Consider the following 17,493-nt stretch of genomic DNA (forward strand, 5'->3'; position numbering starts at 1 on the left):
CAGCAAGCTGGGCTTCATCGTTCGACTTGCATGTGTTAAGCACGCCGCCAGCGTTCGTCCTGAGCCAGGATCAAACTCTCCGTTAAAGACTCTTGATTTCACTCCCGAAAGAGTCAATCAGTCAAAGACAAAAGAGCCAAATCACTAGCAAAAAAAACTCAAACTAGCAAAACACTGACCACCACAGACGGAAGAATGTGATAGTCAGCACAATTCGATCACCGAAACAATTTCGGTGATCGCACCAAAAAAATTTGGCACTGACATTCATCGGCACACTGTTGAGTTCTCAAAGAACACGCGCACACCATCACTGTTCGAATTTTCTTCGACCAGCTCCGGGGCAACCGTTCCAACCTATCACAGCCAACATCCGGGGCGCAAACCCTCGTTCGCTTCTGACCGTGATCGCTCTTGCGGACTTGAACACTACCATATCCCCGACCCTGTCGGTTCGGGTTGGTGTCCCTGTCGCTCGAACAACGACAAAGTTACGCCACCGCTAACAGAGCGTCAAATCGCCTGGTAGACGGCCTGCGAGCGGTGGCGCTGCTACGTTGTCAGTTCTTCACGACACGCACACCGGCGAAGTTCCGTTTGCCGCGACGTACGACCATCCACTCGCCGTGGAGCAGATCGTTGTCCGACGGCGTCCAGTCCTCGCTGGAGACGCGGACGTTGTTGACCGACGCACCGCCCTCCTTGACTGTCCGTCGAGCCGCTCCCTTGCTCTCACACAGTCCCGTTGCGACCAGGAGGTCGACGATGGTGTCGGGATCGCCGGCCCGGACTTCGGCGACCGAAGCCTCTGTCAACGCGGCAGCCAGCGTCCCCTCGTCGAGCTCCGCGAGTTCACCACGCCCGAACAATGCGCGGCTGGCGTGTTCGACCGCGCGAGTGTTCGCTTCACCGTGGACGAGGGTCGTCATCTCTGCTGCGAGACGCTTCTGGGCCTCGCGTGCGTGGGGGCGTTCAGCGGTCGCGGTCGCGAGCTCGGCCAGTTCCTCCTGCGAGAGGAATGTGAACCATTGCAGGTACTTCATGACGTCGGCGTCTGCCGCGTTGACGAAGTACTGGTACCACGCGTACGGGCTCGTCATCTCGGGGTCGAGCCACAGGCTTCCACCGCCGGTCGATTTTCCGAACTTCTTGCCGTCCGATGAGGTCACGAGCGGAACGGTCAAGGCATGCACCGAGACTCCGTCGGTGCGCCGGTTCAGTTCGACGCCCGCGATGATGTTGCCCCACTGATCGGAGCCGCCGACCTGGAGCACGCACCCGTGTTTGCGGCGAAGCTCGACGTAGTCGTTGGCCTGGAGCAGCATGTAGCTGAACTCCGTGTACGAGATTCCGTCGCCCTCGAGGCGACGCTTGACCGTGTCGCGCGCGAGCATGACATTGACGGAGAAGTGTTTACCGACATCACGCAGGAAATCGACGACACTGAGCTGACCGGTCCAGTCGAGATTGTTCACCACTACCGCGCCGGTGTCCGGATCCCCGAAATCGACGAACCGTTCGAGTTGTCCGCGGATGCGATCAGACCAATCGGCGACTGTATCGGCGGACTGCATGGTGCGCTCCCCCACGTCACGTGGGTCGCCGATCATGCCGGTCGCACCACCGGCGAGCACGATCGGCCGATGGCCGGCTCGCTGGAAACGCTTGAGTGCGAGGAGCGGCACGAGGTGACCTGCATGCAGGCTCGGCCCGGTGGGATCGAATCCGGCATAGAGCGTGACCGGACCTGCATCGAGGTCCCGTCGAAGTGCGTCGAGATCGGTCGATTGGGCAATGAGCCCGCGCCAGGTCAGTTCGTCCAGAATTTGCTCAGTCACCGTTCGATCATCCCACTACGACTCAGAGGATCGGAGCGCGTGGGCTCCTTCGGTATGCGGAGACACCGATCCCACCACGGATCCAGAACCGCCACGGCCGGTCGGCAGCGACACTGATTCCCACTCTCGGCCCCGCCTCCACGTGTGTCACCACTTCGGCGAGGGTGACGGATACCCGCGCACCGGGCGCGAATACATCCAGACCATTGTCCTCGAGGGTCAGCCCGAGTGCTTGCGCGAGATTTCCCGGACCCCGCGCAAGATTTCCCACCGGGGTGCCGGGAGTCCGCCGGGTCCGTACTGCTGCTTCACCGGTGATCACTTCGGCACCGCGCAACAGCACCGCGGACGCCACGCCGGGGGCACCGATCGAGATGTTCGCGCAGTGATGGATTCCGTAACTCCGATAGACGTACAGGTGACCGGCAGGACCGAACATGACCCGATTGCGACCGGTCGGGCCCCGATACGAATGCGCGGCCGGATCCGGCCACGGACCGTCCTCGGGTCCGCCGTAGGCCTCGACCTCGGTAACACGCAGTGTCACCTCGCCAACTCTGATGTGAGCAGCCAGCAGGGCGCGCGCTGCAGCAATCGGATCGAGCGTCGAGAGGCGGTCCGAGCTCAGCTCGCCACCCATCCGGCGACACCGCGCGCGACGAAATCCTCGTGCTCGGCGTCGGAGACGTCACGTGCGTCGTCGACGAGCAGAACCGGAATTCCGTTCTCGATGGGATAAGCGCGACGCAGTCTCGGGTTGTAGAGCACCGTGTCGTCGACGAGTAGAAGCGGACCCTTGTCCTGCGGGCAGGCCAGGATGCTCAACAGTGCGGGATCGACGGCCACGGAGGTCCTCTCGACGGTGGGTGGTGAACGCGCTCAGGCTACCGCGCAACCGGGCCGGAGCGGTCCGTGCCCGACGTCCACTTCGTCCATACCGCCTTGGTGAACCGTCGGTACGCCCCCGTCGCCGGGTCGGCGTACCAGGACCGGACGCTGGGAGCAGGTAGCCCTCGTGCACGCAGAGCCTCGCTGACCGGGCGATACGACGGTCCGAGAGCGATCTCGGCGACCACGTGAACCAGATCCGGTCGCTCGTCGACCGGCAGGGCGTCGAGGGCCACTGTGATCTCGGACGCGGTCGGCGCCCGATTCTCGCGAAGGGTGATTGCCGCCACTGCGATGTCGGCATGACCGACGGACACTCCGTACGCGACTGCAAGGTCGACGCGCGGGAGACTACCGAGAACATCGACGATCGGTTGCGCGTAGACCGGGCCGCGCGGTGTCACGATGACCGAGCGCTTGTTGTCGAGGAGCCAGAAGTCCCCGTCGGCATCGCGCCGGAACAGATTGTCGGTGGGGACCCAACTGTCGCCCGCCTCGAACACACCGCGCATCACTGCGGTGAGGCTCTCCGCCGAGTGGCCCCGCCTGCCGAGCAGCAACCCGACTTCATCGGGGTCACATTCACGGACGAACCCGCGGTCGCCTTCGACGAGCCGTCCGGCAATCGGGTCGTAGGCAGCCAATCGGACCTCGGCGCTGCCCGGCAAAGGACGCCCCTTCGAACCGATCTTGGTCCCGGACACATTCGCCAGCACGATGTCGCCCTCGGTTGACGCGTAGAACTCGAGGACCCGCGCCGGCGCGAATCGCTCCAGGGTGCGCCGCCACAGGCCCGGTGTCATACCGGACCCGAGGAACAATCGGATGGGGTGGATATCGTCGGAATGCCAGGAGGAGCTGTCGAGGACAGTGTGGAGCATCGACCAGGTGTAGGTCACCACCGTCACCCCGTAGCGGTGGATTTCCTCGCGGAACCGCGCCGGGTCCAATTCCCGCGACAGCGCGATTCGGGCGCCCCCTGCGAGAGCTCCCCCGAGCCCGACCAGCAGGCCCGACGAATGATACAGAGGCGCAAGGCAATACATGGTATCGCCGCGGTCGAGGGCCGCCGCGGTCGCAGTGCCGAAGGCCGACAACGCCCATCGGTGATTCGTGATCCGCTTCATCTCGAGTGCGTCGCCGCTACCGGTGAACAAGATGAATGCCAGTTCGCGAGCGAGCCCCGGGTTCGGCACGTACCAGCCCGGCAGCTCCACGGCCGACACGTCGAGCCGTTCGAGATCGACGACGTCGGCACCGTTCGGAACATCCAGGTCGCGAACGTCGCCACCGCCGAGAACCAACACGGGCAGACCGGTGGAGGCGGCGCGGTCGAGGTTCTCCGGATCGGTGATGACCTTCTCGACGGCGCCGAGCCTGATGGACTCGGCGAGGTCCGGGCCCGGGGCCAGCATCACCGACACCCCGCCGAGCCGCGACACCGCAGCAACAGCCGCCATCGCGCTGGGACGAGTTCCCATCAGGACGCCGACGTGCATGGCGGGGCGAATTCGACAACTGACGAGGCCGAGGACGATGGTGTCGATTCGAGCGTTGACGACCGCGTACGTGTAGACGCGGTCGTCGTAGATGAAGCACTCGCGTTGAGCGGCCTTACGGCCCTGTTCAGCCAGCAGTCCCCCGACAGAGACCCGAGTGTGTGATTCGAGTTGCCGCAACCGAGCAAGCCGGGGCAGGGCCCGTACCGCTTCCCCCGACAATTCGCGGACACCCCGCACAGCGCCGACGGCAATGTCTGCGACGCCTTCGACGAGTTCGGTACCGACCTCGGCGATCGTCGTGGCGGTATGGGTGATGCGACTACCGATTGTCACACCGGTCTCGTCTTCTCCGTGCGGATCCGGTGTTTCCATCGGAACCACTCCGACGGGCCGGTCTCCGTGGCCGTCACGCCAGTGCACCCATTCGCTCACGGCAGGCCACGTCTGTTGTGCAGCAGCCGATCCCACGACAAGACCGAAATGACCCGCGCGCAGCGAATACTCGTACACGTCGGCGCGGGGCGCGGCCTTGCGGATGCCGCGAACCGCGAGCGGCTGGCCGATGTCGTCGACCTCACCGACGAAAGCGAGGATCGGGCAGGTGATTTCCGCGAGGCTGACCGCGCGGTCGTTGATCACGAACCCGCCGCTCATCATCCGGTTGTGCGCGATGAACTGTCGCAGCAGTTCGGCGACGGCCGGGCCCGACCATGCCACCCAGCCTTCCGTATCGAGGAACCTGCGCTGCGGTTCACGCGGCAGTAGTGCCTCACGGTCGTGCAACTGCATGAGGAAGTCGATGCGTGAGCGCACGGTCTTGACGGGATCGAGGAACTGGAAGCCGGTGCGCGCCATCCAGCCCGAGATCGCAAGCCGGTTGAACACGTGGTCGGCCAGGAAGTCCGCGGATCTGACCGCGAGGGCATCGGGAATGCCGAATGGGAGCGCTGCCAGGGTGTCGACGGGGCTGCCGAAGGTCACGAGGCTCGCGATGTTGCGGCTCCGCCGGTATGCCGCAGTCTGATAACAGAACATCCCGCCCTGCGAGTATCCGGACAGGTGGACGTCACGACCCGTGTATTCGTGGACCCGATCGATGATGTCGTCGAGGGCCACGATGTGATCGGTCAGCGTGCGTCCCCACCCGCCTTCTTCTTGGTCGGGCGACCCGAAATCGACCACCCACGGGTCCAGTCCCAGCGATTGCAGCATACCGACAGCACCCGTGTCGGGGGTGACGTCGTATACATCGGCCGCCATCATCATCGGCGGCACGAGCACGATCGGAATTCCCGAGCGAGCGGTATCGGCTTCGGGAAAGTACCGACGGAGCCGGTACATCGGGGTACGCACGACGACCTGGAACGGAGACGGCGCTGCCCCCGATTCCAGGCCGCCGAAACGCACCACCTCGAGACCGTTCTGTGCCGTGGCAATGATGCGCCGCAGGGACCCGATCACCGCGTCACCACTGAGTTCCACCTACCGCCCCCTCCACCTGGCGTCCGACGTCCCGGTTCACGGTCTCAGAGTGCCACACGGCCTGCCCCTGTCGGTGGCGCCCGACGAAGTGTCGCTCGATGGCAACGGTCGTGTTCGAGCTCTACCCGGTCAGGCGCGCACCCACGAGCGCAGGCTCTGCGTTTCGGCCCGGACATCGTCGAGTTGCTCGGCGACGCGGACACCTGCCGTGCCACCGCGCGCATTCCTCGAGGCCACCGATCCCTCGACCGTGAGCACTTCACGAACAGCAGGAGTGAGGGCGGGATCGACCGCAGCGAGCTCGTCGTCGGTGAGGTCAGCGAGTCCGACCCCGCGTGCTTCTGCGACACGTACGCACGCCCCGGCCGCTTCGTGTGCGACCCGGAAGGGCACACCCTGCCGGACCATCCACTCGGCGATGTCGGTGGCGAGAGTGAAACCGGCCGGCGCGAGTTCTGCCATGCGGTCGGTGTGGAACGTCAGTGTCGCGATCAGCCCCGTGATGGCGGGCAACAACAACTCGAGCTGCGCGACCGAATCGAAGACCGGTTCCTTGTCTTCTTGGAGATCTCGGTTGTAGGCGAGCGGTTGTGCCTTGAGCGTGGCCAGCAGGCCGGTGAGGTTGCCGATCAGGCGCCCGGCTTTTCCGCGCGTGAGCTCGGACACATCGGGGTTCTTCTTCTGCGGCATGATCGACGACCCTGTCGACCACGCATCGGCGAGTGTGACGTACCGGAATTCGGGTGTGCTCCATAGGATCACCTCTTCCGCCATCCGCGACAGGTCGACCGCGATCTGCGCGAACACGAACGCGGCCTCGGCCGCGAAGTCGCGCGAACTGGTCGCGTCGATCGAGTTGTTCGCAGCGGAGGCGAATCCCAGATCTTCGGCGATCGCGTCCGGATCCAGCCCCAGCGACGACCCCGCCAGCGCACCCGACCCGTACGGCGACACGGCCGCGCGCTTGTCGAAATCGCGCAGGCGGTCGACGTCTCGCAGCAGCGGATGCGCGTGCGCGAGCAGGTGGTGTGCGAGGAGCACAGGCTGCGCGGCCTGCAGGTGCGTCTTGCCCGGCATGATTGCGTCCGGATGCGCCGCAGCCTGCCCGGCGATCGCCTCGACGACGTCGAGAACTCCGTCACCGATTCGCCGGGCCGCGTCTCGGAGCCACATACGGAACAACGTGGCGACCTGATCGTTTCGCGACCGTCCCGCCCGCAGCCGCCCACCGATCTCGGGACCGACGCGCTCGATGAGTCCGCGTTCGAGCGCACCGTGGACGTCCTCGTCGGATTCTGCCGGCGTGAACGCCCCTGAGGCGACGTCCGTGGCGAGTTGTTCGAGTCCGTCGAGCATCGTCGCCAGATCGGACTCGGTCAGTAGTCCCGCACGGTGCAGGACCTTCGCGTGGGCCTGCGAGGCGCGCACGTCGTACGGGGCAAGCACCCAGTCGAAGTGCGTGGACTTGCTCAGAGCCGCCATGGCGGCGGCCGGTCCCGATTCGAACCGACCGCCCCACAGGGCACCTTCGTTGGTGCCGTGAGCCTGGGTCATTGTTACAAGCCCAGATCGCGCTTGGCCGCGACCTTCGAGGAGAGGCCGTGGATCTGCACGAAGCCCTTGGCGTTCGACTGATCGAAGCTGTCCCCCTCGTCGTAGGTGGCGAGGTTGAAGTCGTACAGCGACTCGGGGCTGCGGCGACCGTTGACCGAGATATGACCGCCGTGCATGACCATGCGGATGTCGCCGGTGACGCGTTCCTGTGTCTTCTCGACAAATGCGTCGAGCGCGTACTTGAGCGGGGAGAACCACAGGCCGTCGTAGACGAGCTCGCTCCACCGCTCTTCGACGCGACGCTTGTAGCGGCCGAGTTCGCGTTCGAGAGTGACGTGCTCGAGCTCCTGATGAGCCGTGATCAACGCGATCGCGCCGGGAGCCTCGTAGATCTCACGGCTCTTGATGCCGACGAGACGGTCCTCGACCATGTCGAGTCGGCCCACCCCCTGGGCGCCGGCACGCTTGTTGAGCTGCTGGATCGCTTCGAGCGTGGTGACGTGCTTGCCGTCGATGGCGACGGGACGTCCCGCTTCGAAGCTGATGATGACCTCGTCGGGCGCCTGCCAATTGAGGGTCGGGTCTTCGGTGTAGTCGTAGACGTCCTTGGTCGGAGCGTTCCACAGGTCTTCGAGGAAGCCGGTCTCGACAGCGCGACCCCACACGTTCTGATCGATAGAGAACGGAGACTTCTTCGTCACGTTGATCGGCAGACCGTGCTCACCGGCGAATGCGATGGCCTTCTCGCGGGTCCAGGCGTAGTCGCGGACCGGGGCGATGACCTGCAGGTCGGGAGCGAGGGCACCGAAACCGACCTCGAAGCGAACCTGGTCGTTGCCCTTGCCGGTGCAGCCGTGCGACACGATGGTGCCGCCGTGCTCCCGTGCAGCCTGCACGATGTGCTTGACGATCAGCGGGCGGCTGATCGCGGACACCAGCGGGTAGCGGTCCATGTACAGAGCATTGGCCTGCACGGTCGGCAGGCAGTACTCGGTGGCGAACTCGTCCTTGGCATCGACGACCACGGATTCCACGGCACCGCAGTCGAGGGCGCGCTGACGCACGACCTCCATGTCCTCGCCGCCCTGGCCGAGATCGATGGCGACGGCGACGACCTCCTTGCCGGTCTCCTTGCCGATCCAGCTGATGGCAACGGAGGTGTCCAGCCCGCCCGAGTAGGCGAGTACGACGCGATCGGCCATGGTGATTGTGCTCCTTCTTATCTTTGATGTCTGTCGATCAGTGGTAGGTCAGGCGAGTGATTCGATTTTCGCAGCCAGGTCGGCTCCGGTGTTCGGTTCCCGGGCAATCACCGCGATGGTGTCGTCACCCGCGATCGTGCCGACCACTTCCGGTAATGATGCACGATCGAGTGCACTGGCCAGATAGTGCGCTGCTCCGGGCGGGGTACGAAGCACCGCGATGTTGCCGCTCGAGTCGGTCGACACGAGCAGTTCGCCGAGAAGTTTCGACAGTCGGTCGGTGCCACCCGTGACGCCGCGGACCGGACTTCCGTCCTCGGGGACGACATACACGCCCGCTCCCCCGTCGGCCGCCCGGAGCTTGACGGCTCCGAGTTCCTCGAGATCGCGGGAGAGCGTGGCGGTCGAGACTTCGATGCCGTTGTCGGCAAGCATGGCCGCGAGCTCGGTGTGACTGCGCACCGCGCGGGTGGCCAACAGCGCGATGATGCGTGCTTGCCGGGCGGCCCGGGTCGGAGCGCTCACCGCAATGTCGTCTCGGTCGGGCGCGGTGCTCATCGTCAGCTCCGGCTCTGTTCGAGCAGCCACACGAGCAGCGCTTTCTGCGCGTGCAGACGGTTCTCCGCTTCGTCCCACACGACCGCGCGGGGACCATCGATGACTTCGGCTGTGATCTCTTTGCCGCGGTAAGCGGGAAGGCAGTGCAACACGATCGAATCGGATTTCGACAGTGCCACGATCTCGTCGTTCAATTGGAACGGCCGAAACACCGCCTCGCGGTCGAGGCCGTCGTTCTCCTGCCCCATGGACACCCAGGTGTCGGTGACGAGGACGTCGGCGCCCTCAGCTGCCGCCCGTGGGTCATCGGTGACCGTGACGCTTCCGCCGGTCTGCTCGGCGCGGGCGCGGGTGGCCTCGACGACCGCCGGATCGGGTGCGAACCGGCCCGGGGTGGCAATGACGACGTGCATGCCTGCAGTGACGCCGCCGAGCATCAACGAGTGCGCCATATTGTTCGCACCGTCACCGAAGTACGTCATCGTCAGACCTGCGGTACTGCCCTTGTTCTCTCGAATGGTCTGTAGATCGGCCAGGACCTGGCAGGGGTGGAAGGTGTCGGTGAGGGCGTTGACCACGGGCACCTCGGAGTGGGCCGCGAGCGTCTCGACACGGTCCTGACCGTATGTGCGCCACACCACCGCCTTCGTGAAGCGGGAGAACATGCGGGCGGTGTCCTCCAGCGTCTCGCCCTTCCCGATCTGGGTGGCGCCGGTGTCGACGACGATCGCATGTCCGCCGAGTTGTGCAATGCCCGCGTCGAAGGAGAAGCGGGTCCGGGTGGACGTCTTGTCGAACAGGACGGCGACGCTGTACGGGCCTTCGAGGGGACGACGTGAGAGCGGGTTCTTCTTCAACTCGGCGGCGAGTTCGAGGACCTCGTTCTGTTCGGCAGGAGTGAGATCGTCGTCGCGGAGGAAATGCCTGACCATGGTCACCGGCCCCCTTCCTGGGATGCGGTGTCGAGGATGCCTGGCAGTGCGGTGACGAATCCGGCCGCCTGTTCCTGGGTGAGGATGAGCGGTGGCGCGAGACGAATCACGTCGGATGCGGCCGCATTGACCAGGAATCCCGCGTCGCGCGCGGCAGTTTCGACGGCACCGGCCTTGGTGTCGGTGAGCACGATGCCGAGGAGTAGCCCCGAACCGCGCACGTGATCCACGAGCGGATGGCCGAGTTCTTCGATTCCGGCGGAGAGTGTCTTGCCCACCGAATCCACGTGGTCGAGCAGATTCTGCTCGTCGATGGTGCGCAGCACGGCGAGCGCGGCGGCGGCGCACACCGGGTTGCCGCCGAAGGTGGTGCCGTGCTTGCCGGGCGTCAGTAGGTCGGCGGCGGGCCCGGTTGCGAGGACCGCGCCGATGGGCAGGCCTCCGCCGAGCCCCTTGGCAAGGGTCATCACATCCGGGACGATTCCTGCCGCCTGGTGTGCGAAGAAGGTGCCGGTGCGGGCGATGCCGGTCTGCACCTCGTCGAGCACGAGCAGCGCGCCGTGTTCGGAGGTGAGGCGACGAGCGCCTGCCAGGTATCCCTCGGGCGGTACGACGACACCGGACTCGCCCATGATCGGTTCGAGGAACACTGCGGCGGTGGTGTCGTCGATCGCAGCGGTGAGTGCGTCGAGGTCGCCGTAAGGGACGAATTCGACACCGGCGGGCATCGGTTCGAACGGGGCGCGCTTGTCCGGTTGACCGGTGAGTGCGAGGGCCCCCATGGTACGGCCGTGGAACGCCTTCTCTGCGGCGATGATCTTGGGGCGACCGGTGAGCCGCGCGATCTTGAACGCGGCCTCGTTGGCTTCGGTGCCGGAGTTGCAGAAGAACGCGCGACCCGGGTGACCCCAGAGACCGAGGAGTTGCTCGGCAAGGTCGAGGACCGGCTGCGACGCATACAAGTTCGACACGTGCCCGAGTTGGCCCAATTGCGCGGTGACGGCATCGATGACGGCGGGGTGCCGGTGACCGAGGCTGTTGACGGCGATGCCGCCGAGCAGATCGAGGTACTGCTTACCGTCGGCGTCGGTGAGGACGGCGCCGTCGCCCGCGACGAGCGCGACCTTCGGCACCCCGTAGTTGTTCATGAGTGAGCCGGCCCAGCGCTGCTGGAGCTCGGACGTGCCGGTCATGCGGCGCCTTCCTGGTCGTGGGCAGGCACCACCATGGTGCCGATACCTTCTTCGGTGAACAGTTCGAGCAGAACGGAGTGGGGCTGGCGCCCGTCGATGACGTGCGCGCTGGGCACTCCGCCCTGCACGGCGCGCAGGCACGCCTCCATTTTCGGGACCATGCCGGAGTCGAGGGACGGCAGGAGCACCTCGAGTGCGGCGGTGTCGATCGACGAGGTGAGCGAGCTTCGGTCCGGCCAGTCGGTGTAGAGACCTTCGACGTCGGTGAGGACGACGAGTTTCTCCGCGCCGAGCGCTTCGGCGAGGGCTGCGGCCGCGGTGTCGGCGTTGATGTTGTGCACGACGCCGTCCGCGTCGGGAGCGATGGTCGACACCACGGGGATGCGACCTGCCGCGATGAGGTCGAGCACGGCCGCGGGGTCGACGGTGGTGACGTCGCCCACGAGCCCGATGTCGGTGTCGGTTCCGTCGACGACGACGGTGCGCCGGGTCGCGGTGAACAGCTGCGCGTCCTCACCGGAGATCCCGACCGCGTAGGGTCCGTGGCTGTTGATCAGGCCGACGAGTTCGCGGCCGACCTGCCCGAACAGCACCATGCGTACGACATCCATGACGTCGGGGGTGGTCACGCGGAAACCGCCGCGGAACTCGCCTTCCATGCCCAGCCGCTTCAGCATGGTGTTGATCTGCGGGCCTCCGCCGTGCACCACCACCGGGTGGATGCCGACGGTGCGCAGGAACGCCATGTCGGCGGCGAACGCAACTTTGAGGGCATCGTCGGTCATGGCGTTGCCGCCGTATTTGACGACGACGATCTTGTCGCGGAATTTCTGCAGCCACGGCAGAGCTTCGGCGAGTACGAACGCCTTCTGGTGCGAGGTCAGGCTCGCGATGAGGTCGTCTGTCATGGGGTCTCCTGTATCGACCGGTGATCTGGGGGCCGCTCGATCAGGACGAGTAGGCCGAGTTCTCTTCCACGTAGGCGTGCGAGAGGTCGGTGGTGCGGATGGAGGCCTCGGCCTCGCCGACACCTAGGTCGATCTCCAACGCGATGTCGATGCCGGACAGGTCCACCTCACGGGCGCCGGGAGCGCCGACGCCGTCGATGCACACCGGGCTTCCGTTGAACGTCACCGAGATCTTGTCGGGGTCGAGTTCGATGGGGGCGATGCCGATCGCAGCGAGGACACGGCCCCAGTTGGGATCGGAGCCGAAAAGCGCGGTCTTGACGAGGCTGTCGCGGGCGACCGTGCGGGCGCCGATCAGGGCATGGGTCTCGGAGGCGGCACCGCGCACCGTGACGGTGACGCGCTTGGTGACGCCTTCGGCGTCGGCCATCATCTGCGCTGCCAGGTCGTCACATACGGCGAGGACGGCAGCATCGAGTTCGTCCTGGGTCGGGACCACACCGCTGGCGCCGGATGCGAGGAGCAGGACCGTGTCGTTGGTACTGGTGGCACCGTCGATGTCGAGTCGGTCGAATGTCATGCGGGTCGCGCCGCGCAGCGCTCGGCCGAGTTGGTCTGCGGTGGCGACGGCATCGGTGGTCACCACGCACAGCATGGTGGCAAGCGCTGGTGCCAGCATGCCCGCGCCCTTCGCCATGCCACCCACATTCCACTTGTCGGCGTGGTGCAGAGCAGCCTGCTTGGGCACGGTGTCGGTGGTCATGATGGCGTAGGCGGCGTCGGTTCCGCCGGAGATGCCGCCGGCAAGTTCGTGCACGATGTCGTGGACGCCGGAGAGGACCTTGTCCATGGGCAATCGGTCGCCGATGAGTCCGGTCGAGCACACGGCGACCTCGCCGGCGCCGGTCTCGGTACCCCAGTTGCTCAGCGCCTCGGCGACGGCTTCGGCGGTGGCGTGGGCGTCCTGGAATCCGCCGGGTCCGGTGCATGCGTTGGCTCCACCGGAGTTGAGGACCACGGCGCGTAGTGCGTGCGAGGCCAGCACCTGCTGGGACCACAGGACGGGTGCGGCCTTGACCTTGTTTGCCGTGAACACACCGGTGGCGGTGAGGTCGGGGCCTTCGTTGACCACGAGTGCGAGATCGGGCCTGCCGGAGACCTTGATACCTGCGGGGATACCTGCGGCGCGGAATCCGGCGGGGCTGGTGACGCCCTGGGTGCGGATGAGTCGTCCCCCGGCGGTGTCGACCGCGTCGCTGTAGACGTGGTCGGCGTGCTTGTCGGTGCTCTCGGTCACGGTGCGACTCCCACGGTGGGCAGGCCTGCGGTCTCGGGTAGACCGACGGCGAGGTTCATGGATTGGACGGCACCACCTGCGGTGCCCTTGGTGAGATTGTCGATCGCGGCGATTGCGACGAGAAGTCCGGCGTCGGTGTCGACGGTGACCGAGATCTGCACGGCGTTGGATCCGACGACTGCACCGGTCGCGGGGAGCACGCCGTCGGGAAGCAGATGCACGAATGGTTCGTCGGCATAGGCCTTTTCGTATACGGTGCGCACCTCTGCAGCCGACGCTGCGGTCGGTGCCGTGCACGTCGCGAGGATCCCGCGCGGCATAGGGGCCAGCACGGGGGTGAACGAGACCGTCACCGGTGTGCCTGCGAGCGCGGACAGATTCTGCTTGATCTCCGGTGTGTGCCGATGTGCGCCCGCGACGCCGTAGGCGCGCGCCGAGCCCATCACTTCGGAACCGAGCAGGTCGACCCGCGGGGACTTACCTGCGCCGGAGGTTCCGGAGACCGCGACGATTTGGACGGCCGGCTCGACGAGGCCTGCCGCGACGGCCGGGGCCAGCGCGAGTGTCGCGGACGTCGGGTAGCAGCCGGGGACCGCAATGCGGGTGGCACCGGTGAGCTGCTCCCGCTTTCCGGTGAGTTCCGGAAGTCCGTAGGGCCACGTGCCGGCATGGTCGGTTCCGTACCAGCGCTGCCAATCGTCGGCGCTCTCGAGCCGGAAGTCTGCGCCGCAGTCAATCACGACAGTGGTATCCGGGAGCTGTTCGGCAAGGGCGGCGGAATGGCCGTGCGGCAGGCCGAGGAAGACGACGTCGTGGCCGGCAAGCGAGTCGAGGTCGGTCGGCGCCAGCACTCGCTCCGCGAGCGGGTGCAGGTGCGGATGGAACTCGCGCAGGGCGGCGCCCGCGTTGCCACCCGCGGTCAGCGCGCCGATGACCAGAGATCCGTCCAGGTAGGCGGGGTGCGTGAGCAGCAGGCGCAGAACCTCGCCACCCGCATAGCCGCTGGCGCCCGCTACTGCGACCCGGAGTGGCGACTGCGGTGTCGCTGTGAATGCCGGTGAGTTACCCATACGATTGATTATGCACGCTCATGCAAATTATTTCATCACTGGGTTGTCATACCGGGCTTTCCCCGGTCAGGTCTTCTTCATCGACTGCCGGATCTCGTCCAATCGGTCGGCTGCGGCCTTCTTGCGCTCCTCGTATTTCTCCTCGAGGCTCCGTCCGGCGGCACTCTCGTGGGCCAGCTCCTCCATTCCGGTCGCTGTACCGACTCGCCGCTCGATCTTGTCGCGTACCGAGTCGAACGTCGGTACCCCGCCCTCGGTGTACCCGGTCACCTCCTCGATCGTCGGCGCTCGTGTCCCGCTCGGTGTGATGTCGGGATCGGGCGACGGTTCCGGATCGAGAGGTGGAACGTCGGGTATCGATGGGCCGGGCGGCACATCGGGCACCGACGGCGTCTCGGGCCCCGCCGGTGTCACGTCCGGTACTGGTTCCTCCGGATTGTCGGGATCCGGTACGCGCCCGGGAGACGATTCGTGCGTGCTCATCTCCTCAGGCTACGTCGCGCACCCGCTCGCCGCTGCCGCGTCAGCCGCGAATCGCCACTGCCGCGTCAGCCGCGAAGTTCCGCTCCTACCGCGGCCGACGCAGCAGCGACAGCAGCGTCACGAGCCGCGCTCGCCTCATCCTCGGTGAGGGTGCGGTCGTACGCACGGAACCGCAGTGCGAAGGCCAGTGACTTGCGTCCGTCGCCCACTTGGGAGCCCGTGAAGACATCGAACAACCGGATGTCCTCGAGCAATTCGCCGCCACCGCTACGCAAAGCCGCTTCCACTCGCGCAGCAGGCACCTCGTCGGCGACCACGACCGCGACGTCCTGGAGAACTGCGGGGAACGGCGACACGATGGGGGCGGGCAGCAACTCCACGATCGGCAGCGCATCGAGATTCAGCTCGAAGGCGCACGTCCGGGCGGGTAGCCCGGATCGTTCGACGACGGCCGGGTGAAGTTCACCGGCGTGGCCGACGACGACCCCGTCGACGATCAGTTCCGCGCAACGACCCGGGTGCCACGGCAGGTACTGCGCTTGCCGACGCTCGAGTTGCACGCCGGCAGCCCGGGCAACGGTCTCGGCGGCTGCGAACGCGTCGGCCGCGTCGGAGACCCGGCCCGGCCCCCAGGGGCCTGCGGGCTCCCGCAAACCGGACAGGACACCGCCGATATGCACGGGTTGCTCGGGCAGGGACCGTTCCAGGAGCGCGATCTCGCCGTCGGTGGGGCGCCGATCGACGGGGAGCGCCGCGACCGAGGTTGTCTCGGGGCCGGGATGGACCACCTGCGCGATCGAGAACAGCGCGACGTCACGCTGACCGCGCGACACGTTGCGCGAAAGCACTTCGAACAGGCCCGGCAGCAGGGTTGTCGCCAACTCGGGTCGATCCGACTCGAGCGGGTTGAGGACTTTGGTGGTGGTGCGGCGCGGGTCTTCAGCGTCCAGCCCCCACGTGTCGAACACGCCCGCAGGCAGAAACACCGGAGCGAGTACCTCGATGTAGCCGTCGGAAGCGAGCGCGCGACCCACCGCGCGACGACGACGCTGACTCGGAGTCAGTCCGCGTCCCGCGGGTGCGGCGGGAACGACAGACGGGATCTGCTCGAGTCCCTCGAGACGAAGGACCTCCTCGACGAGATCCGCGGGCTGGCGCAGATCGGGACGCCACGACGGAGGTGCGACGACCAATTGGCCCTTCCCGTCGTCAGCGACACCGACCTCGACTGCACACCCGATCTGTGTGAGTCGCCGTGCGGCGGTGCCGTTCGCGTAGCCGACACCGGCGGTGCGGTCGGGGAGGTCGATATCCATCCGGATCGAAACGCTCTCGGTCGGCACGGAGATGTCGGTCAGTGTCGACTCGACACGACCGCCCGCGATCGAGGTGAGCAGCGACGCCGCACGGTCGAGCGCCGCAAGCGCAACCTCGGGGTCGACGGTGCGCTCGAACCGTTTGCCTGCCTCGCTGCTGAGCTTGTGCCTGCGGTTGCCGCGAAAGACCGCAAGCGGATCCCAGGTCGCAGCCTCGAGGAGGATGTCGGTGGTGTCGTCCCCGACCTCGGTGGTGGCGCCACCCATGATTCCGGCGAGGGAGATGACACCGCTGTCGTCGGCGATGACGACATCTTCGGGATCGAGCACGCGTTCCACCCCGTCGAGCGTGGTGAGCTTCTCCCCCGCGACAGCGCGACGGATGACGATCTCGCCCTGCAAGGTCGCGGCGTCGAACGCGTGCAGGGGCTGGCCCAGTTCGAGCATCACGTAGTTGGTGACGTCGACAGCCGGTGAGATCGGGCGGACACCAGCGGTGTGCAGGCGACGCTGCATCCACCACGGTGTGACCGCGGTGGGGTCGATACCGGTAACCTTCCGCGCCGCGAATCGCGTCGCTCCTGCTTCTGGTTCGAGCCGGATCGGGTAGCTCGGTCCGCCATCGGACGGCAGCGACGGGACTTGCGCCGGATCGAGGAACTCGAGGTCGAAACCACACGCGAGTTCGCGGGTGAGGCCGCGCAGGGAGAAACAGTAACCGCGGTCGGGGGTGATGTTGAGTTCGATGACGGTATCGCCGAGTCCGAGCAGGTCGTTCGCGTCGTCACCGGGTTCTCCGGATCCCGCCTCGAGGACGAGAATGCCGGAATGGTCCTTGCCGATGCCGAGTTCGGCGACCGAGCAGATCATGCCGTCGGACACCTGGCCGTACGTCTTGCGCGACGCGATGGCGAACCCGCCCGGGAGCACCGCGCCGGGCAACGCGGCGACGATGAGGTCGCCTACCGCGAAATTACGGGCACCGCACACGATTCCGCGGGGAGCGTCTTCACCGACGTCGACCTGGCAGAACCGAATGGGCTTCTTGAAGCCCTCGAGTTCGGTGATCTCCACGACACGTCCGATGACGAGATGGTCGACGCGCCCCAGCGTCTCGATGTCTTCGACCTCGAGACCCACCCGGACGAAGCCTGCGTCGAGTTCCTCCGGGGTGACGTTCCACTCGGGGGTGGCGCGCTGCAGGATTTCCGCCAGCCACGATTGCGCTACTCGCACTTGAGCTCAGCTTTCTCGTTCGATGTCGGTCACG

The 17,493-nt window shown here is 66.2% G+C and carries 14 protein-coding genes and 1 rRNA gene; all 15 read right to left on the reverse strand.

All coding sequences use genetic code 11. The features are described from left to right. Nucleotides 1–86, reverse strand: a 16S ribosomal RNA gene (locus tag MWU77_RS18195); the annotation flags it as partial. A gap of 474 nt (nucleotides 87–560) precedes the next feature. Beyond that, on the reverse strand, nucleotides 561–1,838 hold the full coding sequence (gene tyrS, locus MWU77_RS18200; RefSeq protein ID WP_247274421.1) for a tyrosine--tRNA ligase: 1,278 nt from the start codon (nucleotides 1,836–1,838) through the stop codon (nucleotides 561–563). Between the two features lie 22 nt (nucleotides 1,839–1,860). Then, nucleotides 1,861–2,466: a DNA-3-methyladenine glycosylase gene (locus MWU77_RS18205; protein WP_206039647.1), complete on the reverse strand. Its 606-nt coding sequence runs from the start codon at nucleotides 2,464–2,466 to the stop codon at nucleotides 1,861–1,863. Beyond that, nucleotides 2,463–2,684: a Trm112 family protein gene (locus tag MWU77_RS18210; protein WP_169686763.1), complete on the reverse strand. Its 222-nt coding sequence runs from the start codon at nucleotides 2,682–2,684 to the stop codon at nucleotides 2,463–2,465. Before MWU77_RS18210 ends, MWU77_RS18205 begins: the two co-directional genes overlap by 4 nt. A gap of 38 nt (nucleotides 2,685–2,722) precedes the next feature. Continuing rightward, nucleotides 2,723–5,710 carry an alpha/beta fold hydrolase gene (locus tag MWU77_RS18215; protein ID WP_247274422.1) on the reverse strand — a complete coding sequence of 996 codons (2,988 nt, stop codon included), beginning with the start codon at nucleotides 5,708–5,710 and terminating at the stop codon, nucleotides 2,723–2,725. A gap of 129 nt (nucleotides 5,711–5,839) precedes the next feature. Then, on the reverse strand, nucleotides 5,840–7,264 hold the full coding sequence (gene argH, locus MWU77_RS18220; RefSeq protein ID WP_169686761.1) for an argininosuccinate lyase: 1,425 nt from the start codon (nucleotides 7,262–7,264) through the stop codon (nucleotides 5,840–5,842). 2 nt (nucleotides 7,265–7,266) lie between these two features. Next, complete coding sequence (locus tag MWU77_RS18225) at nucleotides 7,267–8,466, reverse strand: argininosuccinate synthase (RefSeq protein WP_169686759.1); 1,200 nt, start codon at nucleotides 8,464–8,466, stop codon at nucleotides 7,267–7,269. Between the two features lie 48 nt (nucleotides 8,467–8,514). Continuing rightward, a complete protein-coding gene (locus MWU77_RS18230; RefSeq protein WP_169686756.1) occupies nucleotides 8,515–9,024 on the reverse strand; it encodes an arginine repressor in 510 nt (169 codons plus the stop codon). Nucleotides 9,025–9,026: 2 nt separating this feature from the next. Next, nucleotides 9,027–9,956: an ornithine carbamoyltransferase gene (gene argF / locus MWU77_RS18235; RefSeq protein ID WP_247274518.1), complete on the reverse strand. Its 930-nt coding sequence runs from the start codon at nucleotides 9,954–9,956 to the stop codon at nucleotides 9,027–9,029. A gap of 2 nt (nucleotides 9,957–9,958) precedes the next feature. Beyond that, a complete protein-coding gene (locus tag MWU77_RS18240) occupies nucleotides 9,959–11,149 on the reverse strand; it encodes an acetylornithine transaminase (RefSeq protein WP_169686754.1) in 1,191 nt (396 codons plus the stop codon). After that, nucleotides 11,146–12,057, reverse strand: coding sequence for an acetylglutamate kinase (gene argB / locus MWU77_RS18245; protein ID WP_169686752.1), 912 nt, complete (start codon nucleotides 12,055–12,057; stop codon nucleotides 11,146–11,148). The genes MWU77_RS18240 and argB overlap by 4 nt, the downstream gene beginning before the upstream one ends. A 40-nt stretch (nucleotides 12,058–12,097) precedes the next feature. Continuing rightward, complete coding sequence (gene argJ / locus MWU77_RS18250) at nucleotides 12,098–13,354, reverse strand: bifunctional glutamate N-acetyltransferase/amino-acid acetyltransferase ArgJ (RefSeq protein ID WP_169686750.1); 1,257 nt, start codon at nucleotides 13,352–13,354, stop codon at nucleotides 12,098–12,100. After that, a complete protein-coding gene (gene argC, locus MWU77_RS18255) occupies nucleotides 13,351–14,424 on the reverse strand; it encodes an N-acetyl-gamma-glutamyl-phosphate reductase (RefSeq protein ID WP_169686748.1) in 1,074 nt (357 codons plus the stop codon). Before argC ends, argJ begins: the two co-directional genes overlap by 4 nt. A gap of 66 nt (nucleotides 14,425–14,490) precedes the next feature. Continuing rightward, nucleotides 14,491–14,907 (reverse strand): PspA/IM30 family protein, encoded by a 417-nt coding sequence (locus MWU77_RS18260; protein WP_169686747.1) that lies wholly within the window; start codon nucleotides 14,905–14,907, stop codon nucleotides 14,491–14,493. A gap of 65 nt (nucleotides 14,908–14,972) precedes the next feature. Continuing rightward, nucleotides 14,973–17,459, reverse strand: coding sequence for a phenylalanine--tRNA ligase subunit beta (gene pheT, locus MWU77_RS18265; protein WP_247274423.1), 2,487 nt, complete (start codon nucleotides 17,457–17,459; stop codon nucleotides 14,973–14,975). Nucleotides 17,460–17,493 lie beyond the last annotated feature (34 nt).

The organism is Rhodococcus sp. F64268, from assembly GCF_023015605.1.
In the GTDB taxonomy this organism is placed as follows: Bacteria; Actinomycetota; Actinomycetes; order Mycobacteriales; family Mycobacteriaceae; genus Rhodococcus.

Bases quoted from the DNA above. Each gene is read 5' to 3' on its own strand.
- MWU77_RS18225 (WP_169686759.1), bottom strand. From the start codon at position 8,466: ATGGCCGATCGCGTCGTACTCGCCTACTCGGGCGGGCTGGACACCTCC.
- argC (WP_169686748.1), bottom strand. From the start codon at position 14,424: ATGGGTAACTCACCGGCATTCACAGCGACACCGCAGTCGCCACTCCGG.
- MWU77_RS18240 (WP_169686754.1), bottom strand. From the start codon at position 11,149: ATGACCGGCACGTCCGAGCTCCAGCAGCGCTGGGCCGGCTCACTCATG.
- argH (WP_169686761.1), bottom strand. From the start codon at position 7,264: ATGACCCAGGCTCACGGCACCAACGAAGGTGCCCTGTGGGGCGGTCGG.
- MWU77_RS18260 (WP_169686747.1), bottom strand. From the start codon at position 14,907: ATGAGCACGCACGAATCGTCTCCCGGGCGCGTACCGGATCCCGACAAT.
- MWU77_RS18230 (WP_169686756.1), bottom strand. From the start codon at position 9,024: ATGAGCACCGCGCCCGACCGAGACGACATTGCGGTGAGCGCTCCGACC.
- argB (WP_169686752.1), bottom strand. From the start codon at position 12,057: ATGACAGACGACCTCATCGCGAGCCTGACCTCGCACCAGAAGGCGTTC.
- argF (WP_247274518.1), bottom strand. From the start codon at position 9,956: ATGGTCAGGCATTTCCTCCGCGACGACGATCTCACTCCTGCCGAACAG.